Origin of the sequence: Streptacidiphilus albus JL83, assembly GCF_000744705.1 — a bacterium.
Taxonomy (GTDB): Bacteria; Actinomycetota; Actinomycetes; order Streptomycetales; family Streptomycetaceae; genus Streptacidiphilus; species Streptacidiphilus albus.
Map to the genome: position 1 here is coordinate 6,192,830 of NZ_JQML01000001.1, position 18,519 is coordinate 6,211,348.

The window sequence follows — 18,519 nt, forward strand, 5'->3', positions numbered from 1 at the left end:
CGAAGGGTCAACGCGTGCATCTCAAGAGTCTCACCCTGCGCGGCTTCAAGTCCTTCGCCTCAGCGACGACGCTGCGCTTCGAGCCCGGGATCACCTGTGTGGTCGGGCCCAACGGCTCGGGCAAGTCCAATGTCGTCGACGCCCTGTCCTGGGTCATGGGCGAGCAGGGCGCCAAGTCGCTGCGCGGCGGCAAGATGGAGGACGTCATCTTCGCCGGGACCACCGGCCGCGCGCCGCTGGGCCGTGCCGAAGTCGCGCTGACCATCGACAACACCGACGGCGCGCTGCCCATCGCGTACAGCGAAGTCACCATCTCGCGCACCATGTTCCGCAACGGCGGCAGCGAGTACGCCATCAACGGCACCACCTGCCGACTGCTCGACATCCAGGAACTGCTCTCCGACTCCGGCATCGGCCGGGAGATGCACGTCATCGTCGGCCAGGGCCAGCTGGACTCGGTGCTGCACGCCGACCCGATGGGCCGCCGGGCCTTCATCGAGGAGGCGGCCGGCGTCCTCAAGCACCGCAAGCGCAAGGAGAAGGCGCTGCGGAAGCTGGACGCGATGCAGGCCAACATGACCCGGGTGCAGGACCTGGTCGGCGAGCTCGGCCGGCAGTTGAAGCCACTGGGGCGGCAGGCGCAGATAGCGCGCCGGGCCGCGACCATCCAGGCCGACCTCCGCGACGCCCGGCTGCGGCTGCTCGCCGACGACCTGGTCACCCTCCGGCGCGCGGTGGAGGAGGAGGTCGCCGACGAGATGGCGCTGCGGCTGCGGCGCGGCGGGGTCGAGCAGGAACTGACGGCCTGTCGGCAGCGGGAGGCGGTGCTGGAGGCGCAGGTCGCCCAGCTCGGGCCGCGGGTCGAGCGGGCGCAGCAGACCTGGTTCGCGCTGTCCTCGCTGGCCGAGCGGGTGCGCGGGACGATCGGACTGGCCGAGGCCCGGGTCAGGCACGCCGCCGCCGCGCCGGCCGAGGAGCGGCGCGGCCGCGATCCGGAGGAGCAGGAGCGGGAGGCCGCCCGGATCAGGGCGGAGGAGGCCGAGCTGGCCGAGGCACTGGAGGAGGCCCGCTACACCCTGGCCGAGACGGTGGAGCGGCGGGCCGACCTGGAGCGCGCCCTCGCCGAGGAGGAGCAGCGGCTGCGGGCGGCGGCGCGGGCCCTGGCGGACCGTCGCGAGGGTCTGGCCCGGCTCCAGGGCAAGGTCGCGGCGGCCCGCTCGCGGGCGGTCGGCGCGGGTGAGGAGATCGGCCGACTGGCCGAGGCGCGGGACGAGGCGATGGTCCGGGCCGAGGCCGCGACCGAGGCCTACGAGCAGCTGAAGGCCCAGGTCGACGGCGCGGACGCGGTCGACACCGAGGCCGAGGCGAGCCTTGCCGAGCTGCGCTCGGCGCTGGCCGGGGCCGAGGAGGAGCAGTCCCGGGCGCGGGAGGAGCTGGCGGGCGCGGAGCGCGAGCGCGCCGGGCTGACGGCCCGTCGGGACGCGCTGGCGCTCGGGCTCCGCCGCAAGGACGGCACCGGTGCGCTGCTGGCCGCGGGGGACCGGCTGACCGGGCTGCTGGGCCCGGCCGCCGAGCTGCTGACGGTCCGTCCCGGCGCGGAGGCGGCGGTCGCGGCGGCGCTCGGCCACGCGGCGGACGCGGTGGCGGTCAGCGGCATCGGCGCGGCGGCCGAGGCGCTGCGGCTGCTGCGCAAGGACGACGCGGGCCGGGCCGCGCTGCTGGTCGCGGGCGGCGGCGCGGCTGCGGCCCCGGGTACTGCCCCGGGTACTGCCCCGGCGCTCGGTACTGCCGCGGCGCTCGGTACTGCCCCGGCGGCGGCCGAGTGGGCGGTGGCGCTGGTCTCCGGACCGGAGGAGCTGCTGGCCCCGGTCCGCGACCTGCTGCGGCACACCGTGGTGGTCGACACCCTGGAGGCGGCGGAACAACTGGTGGCCGCCCGGCCCGAGCTGGTCGCGGTCACCGCCGAGGGCGACCTGCTCGGCAGCGGCTTCGGCTACGGCGGCTCGGCCGGCGCGCCCAGCCTGCTGGAGACCCAGGCCGCAGTGGACGAGGCGACGGCGGCGCTGGCCGTCCTGGTCGGCCGGCGCGAGGCGCTGGCCGAGGCGCTGGAGCAGGCCACCGCGCGCCGCAAGGAGCTGGCCGCCGAGGTCGAGGCGCTGGCCGCCCGGCGGCGCGCCGCCGAGAAGGAGAAGTCGGCCGTCGCCCAGCAGCTCGGCCGACTGGGTGGCCAGGCGCGCGGTGCGGCGGGGGAGGCGGAACGGCTGGCGACCGCGGCGGCCAAGGCCGAGGACGCCCGGGAACAGGCCGAGGCGGAGCTCGCCGAACTCTCCGAGCGACTGCTGGCGGTCGAGGAGGGACCGGCCGAGGACGAGCCCGACACCGCCGAGCGGGACCGGCTGGGCGAGGCGGCGAGCGCGGCCCGCGCGGCCGAGATGGAGGCCAGGCTGTCCGTCCGCACCCATGAGGAGCGGGTGCGCGGCCTGGTCGGCCGGGCCGACGCGCTGGAACGCGGAGCCAGGGCCGAGCGGGAGGCCCGGGCCAGGGCCGCCGCCCGGCAGCAGCGGCTGCGGCACGAGGCCGCGGTCGCCGCCGCGGTCGCCGACGGCGGTCGGCAGCTGCTGGCGCTGGTGGAGGCCTCGCTGCTGGGAGCCGCCGCCGAGAAGGCCGGGGCCGAGCAGGAACGCGCGGTCCGCGACGCCGAACTCGGGCAGGGCCGGGTCCGCAGCCGCGAGCTGGCGGCGGAGCTGGACAGGCTCACCGACTCGGTCCACCGGGACGAGGTGCTGCGCGCCGAGAAGCGGCTGCGGATCGAGCAGTTGGAGGCCAAGGCGCTGGAGGAGCACGGCATCGCCGCGGACTCCCTGCTCGCCGAGTACGGGCCGGACCAGCCGGTCCCGCCCTCGGTCGAGCCGGGGGGAGCGGCGGGCGAGGCGGAGCCGCAGCCCTACCGCCGGGCCGAGCAGGAGCGCCGGCTCCGGGCCGCGGAGAAGGCGTACACCCAGCTCGGCAAGGTCAACCCGCTGGCGCTGGAGGAGTTCGCCGCGCTGGAGGAGCGCCACAAGTTCCTCAGCGAGCAACTGGAGGACCTCAAGACCACCCGGCGCGACCTGCTCACCGTGGTCAAGGAGGTCGACGAGCGGGTCGAGCAGGTCTTCACCGCCGCGTACCACGACACCGCCCGACAGTTCGAGGGCGTCTTCTCCCGGCTCTTCCCCGGCGGCGAGGGCCGACTGGTCCTCACCGACCCGGACAACATGCTCACCACCGGCATCGACGTCGAGGCCCGCCCCCCGGGCAAGAAGGTCAAGCGGCTCTCGCTGCTCTCCGGCGGCGAGCGCTCACTGACCGCCGTCGCGCTGCTGGTCTCCATCTTCAAGGCCCGCCCCAGCCCGTTCTACGTGATGGACGAGGTCGAGGCGGCCCTGGACGAGACCAACCTGCGCCGGCTGATCGCCATCATGGAGGAGCTGCGCGACAGCTCCCAGCTGATCGTGATCACCCATCAGAAGCTGACCATGGAGTGCGCCGACGCCCTCTACGGCGTCTCCATGCGCGGCGACGGCATCTCCCAGGTCATCAGCCAACGCCTCCGGGAGACCCCGCGCCCGGCCCCCCGCCGTACCCTGCCCGCGCAGACGGTGTCGGACGACCCGGCACCGGCACCGGAGTCGCCGCCCCGCTCATGACGCGAAGTTCAGCCCGGCGAGGTTGCCGGTGAGGTTCTGGGCGTGCGCCTTGACGTCTGCGGCGTGCTGGGCCAGCGTCTTGGCGTGGGTGCGCAGGTCGTCGGGCTGGATGGTGAAGCCGTCGCCGACGCTGCCGGAGACCCCGAGCATGTTCTCCAGCGCCGAGTAGGTCATTCCCGACACCGCCTTCTCCACGATGCCGAGCAGCGGGGTGAGGGCCGCTCCGATGACCTCGGCCAGGATGTACTGGATGATCGTCTGTTCCATGTAGTCGACGGCGAGGTCGGCGGCCTCGACGATCAGGGCCTCGGCGGCCTCGGCGATGCCGAAGGTGAGCACGGCGGCGGCCTGGTCGGCGACGAAGCTGACGGCCATGACGGTGAGTTCGGCGATGCAGCTGAGCTTCATCGCGACGATGTAGTCGGCGCCGTCGTCGAGCGCGGTGGCCAGGACGCTGCAGCCTTCGAGCAGGTCGTGCATGTGGCCCTGGGACAGGTGGGCCCACTTGGAGACCAGCAGGTCGTAGGAGTTGGCCTGGTAGGAGGCGCCCATCGCGTTGACGGTGGCGGTGGCCTGCTGGTGGGTGCCCTCGATGTCGGAGGCGAAGGTCCGCACGTGCGTGGCGAACTCGCGCACCGTGTCCTCGTTGACCTGCGGCCAGTTCACCCCGATGCACTGGAGGAACGTCACCACTTCGCTGGGCAGTTCGATAGCCATCCGTACCCCCGAACACCTGGACCGTCGCTCTCGGGCTCACGTTACCAAGCCGGGCAAGTCCATTGGCCCCGGCGGGAGATGGTCTTCGCGCCGACCGGGGTCAGGGCAGCAGCAGCGGGCGGACGGTGTCCCAGCAGCGCCGGTCGGCGGCGTTGAGCAGGCCGGCCCCGGTGTCGGCGGGCCGGTAGCGGCTGCCGTCGGGGCGCAGCGCGGTGCCGCCGGCCTCGCTGAGCAGCAGCGTGCCGGGCGCGTGGTCCCAGGGCAGGGTGCGCTGGTAGAGGACGAAGTCCTGCTCGCCGTCGAGCAGCCGGGGGTAGTCCACGCCCGCGCACCGGGTCCCGGGGCCGAGCCGGGCGAAGTGCGGCGCGGAGGCGTCGACGTGCGCCCGGGTGGTCGGGTCCAGGAATCCGGTCAGCGCGGCCCCGCGCAGCTCCGCCGCCCGGGGCGGGGCGGGCTCGCGCCGGACCCGGATCCCGTCCCGCCAGGACCCGGAGCCGCGTTCGGCGACGTAGGCCCGGCCGTCGGCCGGGCGGACGATCCAGGCCGCCACCGTCTCGCCGCCGCGTACCAGCGCGGCCATCACCGCGTACTCGGGGCGGCCGGCGACGAAGTTGGCGGTCCCGTCCAGCGGGTCGACCAGCCAGGCCGTCGGGGCCAGCCGCAGGGCGTCGAGCAGCCCGGGGTCGGCGGCCGCGGCCTCCTCGCCGACCACCGGCGCGTCCACCACCTCCCGCAGCCGACGGCTGATCAGCTCCTCGGCCTCGCGGTCGGCCACGGTCACCAGCTCGCCCGGCGACTTCTCGCTGACCTCGCCCTCGGCCAGCGCGCGGAAGCGCGGCACGATCGCCGTCTCGGCGGCCTCGCGCAGGATCCCGGTCACGGTCTCGATCCACATGGCCACCACGCTACCGCCGGGGCCCGCCCGGCCCGCGCCGGCCCTCCAGCGCGTAGACGGTGGCCTGGAGGCCGTAGAGCTCGGCATGGCGGCCGCACCAGCTCCTGGTGGCTGCCGGACTCATGCCCGAGCAGCAGCACCGCGCCGAACAGCACCAGCGGCAGCAGCGCCGCGGTGAACAGGGCCGCTCCGCCGCCGCTCCCGTCCAGCCGGGAGACCAGCAGGGAGACCAGCAGGGCCAGCACGACGGCGGTGGTGGCCGGCGCCGGCGCGCCCAGCAGCAGGACGGCGGCGAACCCGGTCAGGACCGGGGCCCGGCGGCGCCGGGACAGCGCAGCAGCGCCAGTCGTCGACGGAGCACGGCAAGCGGGGCTGCCATCGGCATGCCGAGCAGGATGCTCGGTCGCCGGGGAGCGGTTCCACTCCATTTACCGCCCCGGCGCGACCCGCTGCCGCACAGCCGTAACGGATACTGGGTGAGCCATGGAATACATCATCCTTACCGTAGTCATCGCGGTGGTCCTGCTCGGAGCTGCCGCCGGTCTCGTCGTCAACGGCAGGCGGCGCAGGCAACTGCCGCCGTCCCCGCCGTCGGACACGTCCCTCGGCCAGTCGACCCGCCCGGCTCCGGTCGGGACGGCGACCCCCACCGAACCCCCGACCGCCGCCGCAGCCACCGCCGCGGCCCCGGCCCCGGAGACCGCGCTCGTCACCGAGCCGGAGCCGGAGCCGGAGCCGTCCGAGGCCGCGCTGACCCCCGCCCTCGACGTCCCCGAGCCGACCGCCGGACGCCTGGTCCGGCTGCGCTCGCGGCTCTCCCGCTCGCAGAACTCGATGGGCAAGGGCCTGCTCGCGCTGCTCTCCCGGGACCGCCTCGACGAGGAGACCTGGGAGGAGATCGAGGAGGTGCTGCTCACCGCCGACGTCGGCGTCCAGCCGACCCAGGAGCTGGTCGAGCGGCTGCGCACCCGGGTCAAGGTCCTGGGCACCCGCACCCCGGACGACCTGCGCACGCTGCTCCGCGAGGAGCTGCTCGCGCTGATCGATCCCTCGATGGACCGCACCCTGCACACCGCCCGGCACACCGAGGCGGAGCCGCCGCGCCCGGCCGTGGTGCTGGTCGTCGGCGTCAACGGCGTCGGCAAGACCACCACCAGCGGCAAGCTGGCCCGGGTGCTGGTCGCCGACGGCCGGACGGTGGTGCTCGGCGCGGCCGACACCTTCCGCGCCGCCGCCGCCGACCAGCTGCAGACCTGGGGCGAGCGGGTCGGCGCCCGCACGGTGCGCGGCCCGGAGGCCGGCGACCCGGCCTCGGTGGCCTTCGACGCGGTCAAGGAGGCCACCGCCGAGGGCGCGGACACCGTGCTGGTGGACACCGCCGGCCGGCTGCACACCAAGACCGGCCTGATGGACGAGCTGGGCAAGGTCAAGCGGGTCGTCGAGAAGCACGGCCCGGTGGACGAGGTGCTGCTGGTGCTGGACGCCACCACCGGCCAGAACGGCCTGGTCCAGGCGCGGGTCTTCGCCGAGGTCGTGGACATCACCGGGATCGTGCTGACCAAGCTGGACGGCACCGCCAAGGGCGGCATCGTCATCGCGGTGCAGCGCCAGCTCGGTGTCCCGGTCAAGCTGATCGGGCTCGGCGAGGGTGCGGACGACCTCGCGCCGTTCGACCCCGCCGCCTTCGCGGACGCGCTGATCGGCTGAGCCGAGCCGACCTGACCTGGTGCGGGCCGCTTCCCTCCGGGGTGGCGGCCCGCAGGCACGTGGGCCCGCAGGCACGGCGGCCCACAGGCACGTGAGCCCGGGCGGCGGCGGGCTAGCGGCGGCCGACCAGTTCGGGGACGCCCCGGTGGCAGGCGTACGCCAGCGCGCCCAGCAGCAGCCTGGCCTCCGGCGGACGCGCCGCGTTCTCGGGCGTCGGCGGGCGCAGCCAGCGCGCGTCCGTGGCCGGGGGCGCGGGGACGGCGCCGCCCGCCCCGTGGCAGCCCAGGTCGAGCGCGGCGTCGTCCCAGCCGGTGCGGTAGAGCAGGTCGGGCAGGGCGGCGGCGGTGTCCGGGGCGACCAGGAACAGCGCCCGGCCGGGGGTGCCGAGCACCGGCCCGGGGCGCACACCCATCCGCTCCATCCGCTCCAGCGCGCGGAAGCCCGCCGCGTGCGGCACGTCGAGGACGTCGAAGCCGTTCCCGGTGCGCAGCCGCGGCTCGGCCGCCGGGCACCGCTGCCACGCCTGGTGGACCTGGTCCTGGCTGCTGCCCGGGGGCAGTTCGACGCCGCCCAGGACGGCTGTCCAGCCCCAGAGCTGGGTGTACTCGGCGACCGTCCGGCACCGGGCGGTGCGGACGCGACCGCGCGGGCCGAGCGAGCGGCTGCCGAAGATCGGGCTGTCGAACAGGATGTCCAAGTCCACTCACCACCAACATGAAAGAGGGCCCGATGGTTACGCCGGGAGCGTGGAGGGGGGCGCGGTTGTCGACAGGGGCGCTCAGTTGGACCTTGTGCGCCACATCGTCGGACGGTTTGGGCGGAACGCGTTGCCGCGGCCGCGGCAATGGGGGAGGGTCGTGAGTGCGAGAGCGATGCAGGGCTCGACCGAGATCCAGTGAAGCGCGCCGGGAGTGCCGGGAGTTCATCCTCAGGGGTGGCGAAGGGTGGCGTTTTCCCGAGTGAACTCCCCCGGGTGTGCGGAACCGCGCTACGTTCACTCCGCAGGGCAGGTGCTTCTTCCGTCCCGTGGGTATGCCAGGGGCAATCGGATCATCAATTCGGTTGGCCGGTGCTACTGCTGACGGTTCGTGACCTGTCCGACCGATCAGGCTCGGGTGCCCTCGTTCACCGACGGGGAGCCGCGGGTACCGCAGCGGGTTAGCCCGGGATGGGGGCGTTCCGGTGGGCGAGAAGCAACCCAACGAGCAGTTGACGGCGTGGTTCGTCAGGAGCGGTTGGTCCAAGGGCGAGTTGGCCCGCCAGGTGAACCGGAGGGCCCGTCAGATCGGGGCCAGCCATGTCAGCACCGACACCTCGCGGGTGCGGCGCTGGCTCGACGGGGAGAGTCCCCGCGAACCGATCCCCAAGATTCTCTCCGACCTCTTCTCCGAGCGCTTCGGCTCGCTCGTCGCGGTGGAGGACCTGGGCCTGCGGCAGGTCATGCCGCTGGCTCCGAACAGCGGGGTGGACTACCCCTGGAGCAGCAGCCAGACGGTGCAGCTGATCTCCGACTACTCCCGCAGCGACCTGATGCTCAACCGCCGGGGCTTCCTCGGCACCTCGCTGGCGCTGACGGCCGGCACCGCCCTGATCGAGCCGATGCAGCGCTGGCTCGCACCCAACCACGGTGGTCAGCCCACCACCATGCTCGTCGCGGCCCGCGAGGGCGCCCACCCGACCGGTCGGATCTCCGTCCCCGAGCTGGAGCTGCTGGAGTCCACGGTGGTGATGTTCCGCCAGTGGGACGCCCAGAACGGCGGCGGGCTGCGCCGCAAGGCCGTCGTCGGACAGCTGCACGAGGTCTGCGACCTGCTCCAGGAGACCTACGCCCCGGACGTCACCCGCAGGCTCTTCCAGACCACCGCGCAACTGGCCCACCTGGCCGGCTGGATGTCCTACGACATAGGCATGCACCCCAGCGCGCAGAAGTACTACGTGCTGGCGCTGCACGCGGCGAAGGAGTCCGGCGACCGGCCCTTCGGCGCGCTCATCCTCTCCGACATGTGTCGGCAGATGATCCACCTCAACCGCGGCACCGACGCCCTGGAACTGGTCCACCTCGCCCAGTACGGCAGCCGGGACACCGCCACCCCCCGGACCCAGTCGCTGATGCACGTCCTGGAGGCCCGCGCCTACGCCTCCCTCGGCGAGGTGACCAAGTGCCACCGGGCCGCCCGGCTGGCCGAGGACTCCTTCCGCGACATCAACCCGGACGACCCGGAGCCGGACTGGATCTCCTTCTTCTCCGAGGCCGAGCTCAACGCCGAGAACGCCCACTCCTACCGCGACCTCAGCTACACCACCGGCCGCACCCAGGTCTACGCCCGGCAGTCGGAGCCGGTGATGCAGCGCGCGGTCCAGCTCTTCTCCGAGGATCCGGGCCACCAGCGCTCCTACGCCCTCAACCTGATCGGCATGGCCAGCGTCCACCTGCTGCAGAAGGAGCCGGAGGCCGCCGCCGCCTCCGCCGAACAGGCCGTGGACATCGCCATGCGGATACGTTCGGAACGGGTCAACACCCGCGTCCGGAAGACCACCGAGACCGCGCTGAAGCAGTTCCGCGAGGTCAACGAGGTCAAGCGGCTGCGTGAGCGGGTCGACCAGGACCTGCCCGAGTTCAACGCCCGCAACCAGGCCGTCTGACCCGACCGCACGACCCGCCCCGGAGCTCCGGCCGCGAGAACCATCCCGACACTCGGCTCCCCCACGCCTGGTCCGAAGGACGGTTCTCGCGGTCGGCTTTGTCATGCCCCCTTACAGCGACCGCCGCGCGACATGGGAGTTCACCCCGGCGTAACAGCGGCGTCAGCTTCGTCACCTTCCGGAAACACGTCGGCGCGTCGGCCGAAACCGCTCTCCGTCAATCTCCTCTTCATCAGCCGACGCCTCCGGTGGCACGGGACGGGATACCGGGGAACGGAGCGGCTCAACATTCGAGGAGACGCCGATGCCTAGCGGCTTCAGTGGCGGGGACACCGCTTTCGTGCTCATAAGCGCGGCACTGGTGATGTTGATGACACCGGGTCTCGCCTTCTTCTACGGCGGCATGGTACGGGCCAAGAGCGCCCTGAACATGCTGGTCATGAGCTTTATCGCGCTGGGGATCGTGACAGTCCTCTGGGTGCTCTTCGGCTTCTCGCTCAGCTTCGGCCCCGACGCATTCCACGGGCTGATCGGCAATCTGCACTACCTGGGCATGCGCAACATCGGAATGAACAAGCTCTACCTGGGCTACGGAATTCCGATCTTCGCACTCTCCGCTTTCCAGTTGATGTTCGCGGTCATCACCCCGGCGCTGATAAGCGGCGCCATCGCGGACCGCACCCGCTTCGCCGCCTGGGGCCTGTTCGTCGCCCTCTGGACCACCCTGGTCTACTTCCCGGTCGCGCACTGGGTCTTCTACAGCGACAACGGCAAGGGCGGCTGGCTGGTCGACCACGTCGGCGTCCTCGACTTCGCCGGCGGCACGGCGGTGCACCTCAACGCCGGTATGGCCGGTCTGGCCCTGTGCCTGGTGCTGGGCAAGCGGGTCGGCTTCAAGAAGGACCCGATGCGTCCGCACAGCCTGCCGCTGGTGATGCTCGGCTCCGGTCTGCTGTGGTTCGGCTGGTTCGGCTTCAACGCCGGCTCCGCGCTCTCCGCCAACGGCCTGGCCGGCGTGGCCTTCATGAACACCCAGATCGCCACCGGCGCCGCGATGATCGGCTGGCTCGCCTACGAGCGGATCAGGCACGGCGCCTTCACCACCCTCGGCGCTGCCTCCGGCGCGGTGGCCGGCCTGGTCGGGATCACCCCGGCCTGCGCCTACATCAGCCCGCTCGGCTCGCTCGCCCTCGGCCTGATCGTCGGCGCCCTGTGCGCCTGCACCATCAGCCTCAAGTACCGCTTCGGCTTCGACGACTCGCTCGACGTGGTCGGCGTCCACGCGGTCGGCGGCGCCACCGGCGCCCTGCTGATCGGCCTCTTCGCCACCGGCACCCTGGGCTCCCCGGCCAAGGGCCTCTTCTACGGCGGCGGCCTGGACCAGCTCTGGAAGCAGGCGATCGGGGTCGTCTCGGTCGGCGCCTACTCCTTCGTGATGGCCTACCTCCTCGGCAAGCTGATCGAGAAGACCATGGGCTTCCGGGTCCCGGAGGAGGTCGAGATCGCCGGCATCGACCTGGCGGAGCACGCCGAGTCCGCCTACGACTTCAGCGCGCTGGGTTCGGCGCTCTCCAAGGCCCTGGCGCCCACCGCGCCGACGGCCGAGGACGAGTCCGGGATCGTGGTCGAGGCCGTGGCGGCCGCCGAGGGAACGAAGGTCGAGGCATGAAGCTCATCACCGCAGTGATCAAGCCCCACCGGCTGGACGAGGTCAAGGACGCCCTCCAGGCGTTCGGCGTCCACGGACTCACCGTGACCGAGGCCAGCGGCTACGGTCGGCAGCGGGGCCACACCGAGGTCTACCGTGGTGCCGAGTACACCGTCGACCTGGTCCCGAAGGTCCGGGTCGAGGTCCTGGTCGAGGACGACGACGCGGAGGGCCTGATAGAGGTGGTCGTCAAGGCCGCCCGCACCGGCCGGATCGGCGACGGCAAGGTCTGGTGCGTGCCGGTGGAGACCGCGGTCCGGGTCCGCACCGGCGAACGCGGCCCGGACGCCCTCTGACCGGGGCGGAACGGCACGGCTGAGGCACAGCACAACTGAAACGAGCGGTGGCGGGGGGAGCACGGGCAGCGCAGCCCGGCTTCCCCCTTCGCCGCGTCCCACCTGCCGGGGGTCCCGGTTTTCGGTACGAGCCACGGGAGTCCCGTTGACGGATCGCCAGCAGGCAACGGCAGGACAGCAGCAGCCCGGCTCCGGGTCCGGGCAGCCCAGCGGCTACGCGGCCCAGCGGCTGCACCTGCTCCGCGAGGACGCCCGCACCGGCGCGGCCCGCCGCCGCGCGCTGGCCGAGCTCACCGACCGCTGGCTGGCCGGACTGTTCTCCACCGCCGCCGACGGCCTCACCGGCGTCGCCCTGGTCGCCGTCGGCGGCTACGGGCGCGGTGAGCTCTCCCCGCGCAGCGACCTGGACCTGCTGCTGCTCCACGACGGCGGCGCCAGGGGCAAGGCCGTCCCGGCCCTGGCCGAGCAGCTCTGGTACCCGGTCTGGGACAACGGCATCGCCCTCGACCACTCGGTCCGGGACCTCTCCACCGCCCGCAAGGTGGCCGGCGAGGACCTCAAGGTCCAGCTCGGCCTGCTGGACGCCCGTCACCTCGCCGGAGACGCCGACCTCACCGCCGGTCTGCGCTCGGCCGTGCTGGCCGACTGGCGGGCCGGGGCGCTCCGCCGACTGCCCGAGCTGCACGCCCTGTGCCGGGAGCGGGCCGAACGCCACGGCGAGCTGTCCTTCCTGCTGGAGCCCGACCTCAAGGAGGCCCGAGGCGGCCTGCGCGACCTGACCGCGCTGGACGCCGTCGCCGCCTCCTGGATCGCCGACGCCCCGCGCGCCGGGCTGGCCGAGGCCGGGGCCCGGCTGGCCGACGTCCGCGACACCCTGCACCTGGTCACCGGACGGGCCACCGACCGGCTCAGCCTCCAGGAGCAGGACCAGGTCGCCGCCGAGCTGGGCGTGCTGGACGCCGACATCCTGCTGCGCCAGGTCTACGAGGCCGCCCGGACCGTCGCCTACGCCGGCGACGTCACCTGGCGCGAGGTCGACCGGGTGCTCCGTTCCCGCAGCGGCAGGCTGCGCCGCAGCACCCGCTTCGGCTTCGGCACCTCGGCCCGGGGCACGGTCGAGCGCACCCCGCTGGCCGAGGGCGTGGTCGAGCAGGACGGCGAGGCCGTGCTCGCGGCGGCGGCCAGACCGGCCGCCGACCCGGTGCTGCCGCTGCGCGCCGCCGCAGCCGCCGCGCAGGCCGCGCTGCCGCTGGCCCCCTCCACCGCCAAGCGGCTGGCCGCCGAAACCCGGCCGATGCCGGTGCCCTGGCCGGACGAGGCCCGCGAGCAGCTGGTCACCCTGCTGGGCGCGGGCGAGAGCGCGATCCCGGTCTGGGAGGCGATGGAGGCCGAGGGCCTGGTCACCCGGCTGCTGCCGGACTGGGACCGGGTCCGCTGCCGTCCGCAGCGGAACGCGGTGCACCGCTGGACGGTCGACCGGCACCTGGTCGAGACGGCGGTCCGGGCCGCGGCGCTCACCCGCCGGGTGGCCCGGCCCGACCTGCTGCTGGTTGCGGCGCTGCTGCACGACATCGGCAAGGGCTGGCCCGGCGACCACTCCGAGGCGGGAGAGGTGATCACCCGCGACGTCGCGGCCCGGCTGGGCTTCGCCAAGGCGGACGTGGAGACGCTCGCGCTGCTGGTCCGCCACCACCTGCTGCTGGTGGACACGGCGACCCGGCGCGACCTGGACGACCCGGCCACGGTCGCCGCGATCACCTCGGTCGTCGGCAGCACCGGCACCCTGGAGCTGCTGCACGCGCTGACCGAGGCCGACGCGCTGGCTACCGGACCGGCGGCGTGGAGCAGCTGGCGGGCCGCGCTGGTGGCCGACCTGAGCCGGCGCGCCGCCGAGGCGCTGACCCTGGCCGGGGGCGGGGCGGCGGGAGGCGCGGGCGGCGGCGAGCAGCCGGAGCCCTCGGCCGAGGAGGAGCGGCTGGCGGTGGAGGCGGCCCGCACCGAGGGCCCGGTGCTGTCGCTCAGGGCCGAGTCGGAGCAGGCACTCGACCAGGTCGGCGAGCAGTTGGGGGTGACCCTGACGCTGGCGCTGCCGGAGCGTCCGGCGGTGCTGGCGACGGTGGCCGGGGTGCTGGCGCTGCACCGGCTGACGGTCAGGGCGGCGGCGATCCGGGTGCTGGACCCGATCGGCGCGGGCGCGGTGCTCGCGCTGACCTGGCAGGTCGCCGCCGAGTTCGGCGAGGTGCCGGAGGCGGCCCGGCTGCGCGCCGACATCCGGCGGGCACTGGACGGCGGGCTGGACGTCAGCCGCCGCCTGGCCGAGCGGGACGCCTCCGCGCCCCGCCGCCGGGGGAGCGTGGCGCCGCCGCCCCGGGTCACCGTCGCCGCCGGCGGCTCCGCCTCGGCGACCGTGCTGGAGGTCCGCGCCCACGACGCCCCGGGGCTGCTGCACCGGATCGGCCGGGCGCTGGAGGCCACCGGGGTGCGGGTCCGGACGGCCAGGATCTCCACCCTGGGCGCGGACGCGGTCGACGCCTTCTACGTGACCGGCCCGGACGGCCGCCCGCTCGCGGCCGGGCGGGCCGCCGAGGTGGCCCGGTCGGTGGAGCGGGCCCTGTCCTGAGCGCCGCGCCGGGCCCGGCCCCGGGAAGAGCTCGGGGGTGGGTGGGTTCCGCCGCGCGCGGAGCCGGATACCCTGGTGGGCGACACCCTTATCCGCACCCGAGCCACGAGGACCCGCGACCGACGTGTTCGATACCCTTTCCGACCGCCTCGCAGCGACGTTCAAGAACCTCCGTGGCAAGGGGCGCCTGTCCGAAGCGGACATCGACGCCACCTGCCGTGAGATCCGCATCGCCCTGCTGGAGGCCGATGTCGCGCTTCCCGCCGTGCGGGCGTTCATCAAGCAGGTCAAGGAGCGCGCGCTCGGCGCGGAGGTCTCCGGTGCGCTGAACCCGGCGCAGCAGGTTGTCAAGATCGTCAACGAGGAGCTCGTCGGCATCCTCGGCGGCGAGACCCGCCGGCTGCGCTACGCCAAGACCGGTCCGACCGTGATCATGCTCGCGGGTCTCCAGGGCGCCGGCAAGACCACGCTGGCCGGAAAGCTCGGCCGCTGGCTGAAGGACCAGAAGCACACCCCGCTGCTGGTCGCCTGCGACCTGCAGCGCCCCAACGCGGTGACCCAGCTCTCGGTGGTCGCCGACCGCGCCGGCGTGGCGATCTACGCCCCGGAGCCCGGCAACGGCGTCGGCGACCCGGTCAAGGTCGCCCGCGACTCCATCGAGTACGCCAAGACCAAGCAGTACGACGTGGTGATCGTCGACACCGCCGGCCGGCTCGGCATCGACACCGAGATGATGCAGCAGGCCGCGGACATCCGCGCCGCGGTCAACCCGGACGAGGTGCTCTTCGTCGTCGACGCGATGATCGGCCAGGACGCGGTCACCACCGCCCAGGCCTTCCTCGAAGGCGTCGACTTCACCGGTGTGGTGCTGTCCAAGCTGGACGGCGACGCCCGAGGCGGCGCCGCGCTGTCGGTGGCCCACCTCACCGGCCGTCAGATCATGTTCGCCTCCAACGGCGAGCAGCTGACCGACTTCGACGCCTTCCACCCGGACCGGATGGCCTCGCGCATCCTGGACATGGGCGACATGCTCAGCCTGATCGAGCAGGCCGAGAAGACGTTCAGCCAGGACGAGGCCGCCAAGATGGCGTCCAAGCTGGCGAGCAAGAACGGCAAGGAGTTCGGCCTCGGGGACTTCCTGTCCCAGCTGGAGCAGGTCTCCAAGATGGGCTCGATCTCCAAGCTGCTGGGCATGCTGCCGGGCATGGCGCAGATGCGCGACCAGATCAACAGCATCGACGACCGGGACGTCGCCCGGATCGGCGCGATCATCAAGTCGATGACCCAGGCCGAGCGGGACGACCCGAAGATCATCAACGGCTCGCGCCGCGCCCGTATCGCCAAGGGCTCCGGGGTGCACGTCTCCGAGGTCAACAACCTGGTCGAGCGCTTCTTCGAGGCCCGGAAGATGATGTCGGCGATGGCCGGCGGCAAGGGCATCCCCGGGATGCCGGGCATGCCGGGGATGGGCGGCGGCGGTGCCCGCAAGCCCAAGCAGCAGAAGCAGGCCAAGGGCAAGCAGAAGTCCGGCAACCCGCTGAAGCGCGCCGCCGAGCAGAAGGCGGCGCTGGAGCGCAAGGCCGAGCCGGCCCCGGGCGCGAACGGCAGCCCCTTCGGCCCCGGTGCCGCCCAGCTGCCGGACAACTTCGAGCTCCCCAAGGAGTTCAAGGACCTCCTCTGAGTGATTCGGGGTGCTGTGCGCATACGCAATGATGTGCGGATGCGAGTGGAGATCCGAACCCCGAAACTGTCCGATGCCGCCGCCTACGCCGCCGCCACGCGGCGCTCCGCCGAACACATCGGGCGGTGGAACCCGGTGGAGCCCGACGGCCTGGTCGACATGGTGCGCCGTCAGGGTGACGCCCTGCAGAGCTTCCTGATCGTCGACACCGAGGACGGCGGGTTGGTCGGCACCTGCAATGTCGCCAACATCACCCGTGGCCGCTTCCTGAACGCGACGCTCGGCTACAACTCGTACCTCCCGTACAACGGCACCGGCCGGATGAGCGAGGGGATGCGGCTGGTCGTGGACCGCTGCTTCGCCCCGGAGGCCAGGGGCGGGCTGGGGCTGCACCGGCTGGAGATCAACGTCCAGCCGGAGAACGGCCCCTCGGTGGCGATGGCCAAGCGGCTCGGCTTCCGGCACGAGGGCTTCACCCCGCGGATGCTGTTCCTCCAGGATGCCTGGCGCGACCACGAGCGCTTCGCCCTCACGGCGGAGGAGTGGCCAGGGGTGTGAGCCGGGGTGTGCCCCGGGGGTCGTTCGGCGGTGCGCTGTCTGGCGGGCTGTCAGCTGTGTCCGTATTGTCACAATTGTGACTACTCCTGTGCCGCCCCGCCGCAACCCCGACCAGCCGTGGCGGTCGGAGGGCGCCCCGCAGCCGCCGAAGCCACCGGGCAAGGCGCCGGGGCCGCGCCGGGGCTGGATCAGCCTGGTGCTGATGGCCCTGGTCGCCTACCTCGTGGCGGACCTGCTGCTGAACCTGTTCACCGGCGGCGGGAACAGCATCAGCGTCACCTACACGGAGTTCACCAAACAGCTGAAGGCCGGCCAGATCTCCGAGATCTACGCCAAGGGCGACACCATCCAGGGCAAGCTCAAGGCGGCCCAGCCCAAGCCCGACAACGGCAAGGGCACCTACAACGCCTTCACCACCCAGCGGCCGGTCTTCGCCGACGACGACCTCTGGACCGAACTGGTGGCGCAGAACGTCACCGTCGACGCCGAGCCGGTCATCCGCGAGCGCAGTGTGCTGGTCAACCTGCTGATCTCGCTCGCCCCGATGCTGCTGCTGGTCCTGCTCTGGGTGGTGATCGCCCGGCGGATGAGCTCCGGCGGCGGCCTCGGCGGCCTGGCCAGGAAGGCGCCGCCGAAGCCGGTCACCCCCGGGGCCGACGACCGGCGCACCACCTTCGCCGACGTGGCCGGCATCGACGAGGTCAAGGCCGAGCTGACCGAGGTCGTGGACTTCCTCAAGCGCCCGCAGGCCTACCGCGCCATGGGCGCCAAGCTGCCGGGCGGCGTGCTGCTGGCCGGTCCGCCCGGCACCGGCAAGACCCTGCTGGCCCGCGCCGTGGCCGGCGAGGCGGGAGTGCCGTTCTTCTCGGCCTCCGCCTCCGAGTTCATCGAGATGATCGTCGGGGTCGGCGCCTCCCGGGTCAGGGAACTGTTCTCCGAGGCCCGCAAGGTCGCCCCGTCGATCATCTTCATCGACGAGATCGACACCATCGGCCGAACCCGCGGCGCCAATGCCATGGGCGGCCACGACGAGCGCGAGCAGACGCTCAATCAGATCCTCACCGAGATGGACGGCTTCTCCGGCTCGGAGGGGGTGGTGGTGATCGCCGCCACCAACCGCTCCGAGATCCTCGACTCGGCGCTGCTCCGCCCCGGCCGTTTCGACCGGGTGGTCACCGTCAGCCCGCCGGACCGGGCCGGCCGCGCCGCCATCCTCCGGATCCACACCCGGGACATCCCGCTGGCCGCCGACGTCGACCTGGACCAGGTCGCCCGGACCACCCCCGGGATGACCGGCGCCGACCTGGCCAACCTGGCCAACGAGGCGGCGCTGCTCGCGGTGAAGCGCGGCCTGACCGAGGTCCGGGCCAGGGAGTTCTCCGACGCCCTGGAGAAGGTGCAGCTGGGCGCGGAGCGCTCGCTGGTCATGCCGGACGAGGAGCGCCGCCGTACCGCCTACCACGAGTCGGGCCACGCCCTGCTGGGGATGCTGCACCCGGGCGCCGACCCGGTGCGCAAGATCACGATCGTGCCGCGCGGCCGGGCCCTCGGCGTCACCCTGTCCACCCCGGACGCCGACCGCTACTCCTACACCGAGGAGTACCTGCGCGCCCGGATCATCGGCGCGCTCGGCGGGATGGCCGCCGAGCAGGTGGTCTACGGCGTGATCACCACCGGCGCGGAGAGTGACCTGGAGCAGGTCACCTACATCGCCCGGGGGATGGCCGGACGCTGGGGGATGAGCGAGAAGGTCGGCCGGCTCACCGCGGTCCCGGGCGACAGTCAGGCCCCCTACGGACTCTCCTCCGCCCCGGCGACCCTCGACGCGGTCGACGGCGAGGCCCGGCGCATCGTCGCCGAGTGCTACGAGGCGGCGTGCCGTCAGCTGACCGAGTACCGGCCCAAGCTGGACGCGCTGGCCGCGGCGCTGATGGAGCACGAGACCCTGGACGAGGAGGCCGCGTACCGCGCCGCGGGGATGCCGAGGATGCACAAGGGCGGCAACTGA

The 18,519-nt window shown here is 73.2% G+C and carries 13 protein-coding genes; 9 read left to right on the forward strand and 4 right to left on the reverse strand.

All coding sequences use genetic code 11. The features are described 5' to 3' along the window. Positions 1–14 precede the first annotated feature (14 nt). Positions 15–3,686: a chromosome segregation protein SMC gene (gene smc / locus BS75_RS27120; protein WP_081982607.1), complete on the forward strand. Its 3,672-nt coding sequence runs from the start codon at positions 15–17 to the stop codon at positions 3,684–3,686. Here the strand turns inward: smc and BS75_RS27125 are convergent. The 3 genes from BS75_RS27125 to BS75_RS48545 all read right to left on the reverse strand — a co-directional run bounded on the left by BS75_RS27125 (position 3,681) and on the right by BS75_RS48545 (position 5,726). Further along, entirely contained in the window at positions 3,681–4,403 is a 723-nt protein-coding gene (locus tag BS75_RS27125) for a WXG100-like domain-containing protein (protein WP_034090122.1), read from the reverse strand. The genes smc and BS75_RS27125 overlap by 6 nt on opposite strands. Before the next feature lie 100 nt (positions 4,404–4,503). Then, entirely contained in the window at positions 4,504–5,298 is a 795-nt protein-coding gene (locus BS75_RS27130; protein WP_197091963.1) for an inositol monophosphatase family protein, read from the reverse strand. Beyond that, the gene (locus tag BS75_RS48545; protein WP_152645709.1) at positions 5,280–5,726 is read right to left on the reverse strand and encodes a hypothetical protein; all 447 of its coding nucleotides are present in this window, start codon (positions 5,724–5,726) and stop codon (positions 5,280–5,282) included. The genes BS75_RS27130 and BS75_RS48545 overlap by 19 nt, the downstream gene beginning before the upstream one ends. 55 nt (positions 5,727–5,781) lie before the next feature. Here BS75_RS48545 and ftsY point away from each other — a divergent pair, with 55 nt between their 5' ends. Then, positions 5,782–7,005 (forward strand): signal recognition particle-docking protein FtsY, encoded by a 1,224-nt coding sequence (gene ftsY / locus BS75_RS27135; protein WP_034090123.1) that lies wholly within the window; start codon positions 5,782–5,784, stop codon positions 7,003–7,005. 112 nt (positions 7,006–7,117) lie between these two features. Here ftsY and BS75_RS27140 read toward each other — a convergent pair whose 3' ends face one another. After that, positions 7,118–7,708 (reverse strand): bifunctional DNA primase/polymerase, encoded by a 591-nt coding sequence (locus BS75_RS27140; protein ID WP_160312235.1) that lies wholly within the window; start codon positions 7,706–7,708, stop codon positions 7,118–7,120. Positions 7,709–8,187: 479 nt separating this feature from the next. On the opposite strand from BS75_RS27140, the gene nsdA reads away from it, so the two are divergent. The 7 genes from nsdA (at position 8,188) to ftsH (ending at position 18,519) form a co-directional block, all read left to right on the forward strand. Next, the gene (nsdA, locus tag BS75_RS27145; protein ID WP_034090124.1) at positions 8,188–9,648 is read left to right on the forward strand and encodes a transcriptional repressor NsdA; all 1,461 of its coding nucleotides are present in this window, start codon (positions 8,188–8,190) and stop codon (positions 9,646–9,648) included. 304 nt (positions 9,649–9,952) lie between these two features. Continuing rightward, a complete protein-coding gene (locus tag BS75_RS27150) occupies positions 9,953–11,317 on the forward strand; it encodes an ammonium transporter (protein WP_034090125.1) in 1,365 nt (454 codons plus the stop codon). Further along, positions 11,314–11,652 carry a P-II family nitrogen regulator gene (locus BS75_RS27155; RefSeq protein WP_034090126.1) on the forward strand — a complete coding sequence of 113 codons (339 nt, stop codon included), beginning with the start codon at positions 11,314–11,316 and terminating at the stop codon, positions 11,650–11,652. Before BS75_RS27150 ends, BS75_RS27155 begins: the two co-directional genes overlap by 4 nt. 145 nt (positions 11,653–11,797) lie before the next feature. Then, entirely contained in the window at positions 11,798–14,272 is a 2,475-nt protein-coding gene (locus BS75_RS27160; RefSeq protein ID WP_042437351.1) for a [protein-PII] uridylyltransferase, read from the forward strand. A gap of 124 nt (positions 14,273–14,396) precedes the next feature. After that, on the forward strand, positions 14,397–15,953 hold the full coding sequence (gene ffh / locus BS75_RS27165) for a signal recognition particle protein (protein ID WP_034090127.1): 1,557 nt from the start codon (positions 14,397–14,399) through the stop codon (positions 15,951–15,953). A 39-nt stretch (positions 15,954–15,992) separates the two neighbouring features. Next, positions 15,993–16,511 (forward strand): GNAT family N-acetyltransferase, encoded by a 519-nt coding sequence (locus BS75_RS27170; protein ID WP_081982608.1) that lies wholly within the window; start codon positions 15,993–15,995, stop codon positions 16,509–16,511. 76 nt (positions 16,512–16,587) lie between these two features. Further along, positions 16,588–18,519 carry an ATP-dependent zinc metalloprotease FtsH gene (gene ftsH / locus BS75_RS27175; RefSeq protein WP_034090129.1) on the forward strand — a complete coding sequence of 644 codons (1,932 nt, stop codon included), beginning with the start codon at positions 16,588–16,590 and terminating at the stop codon, positions 18,517–18,519.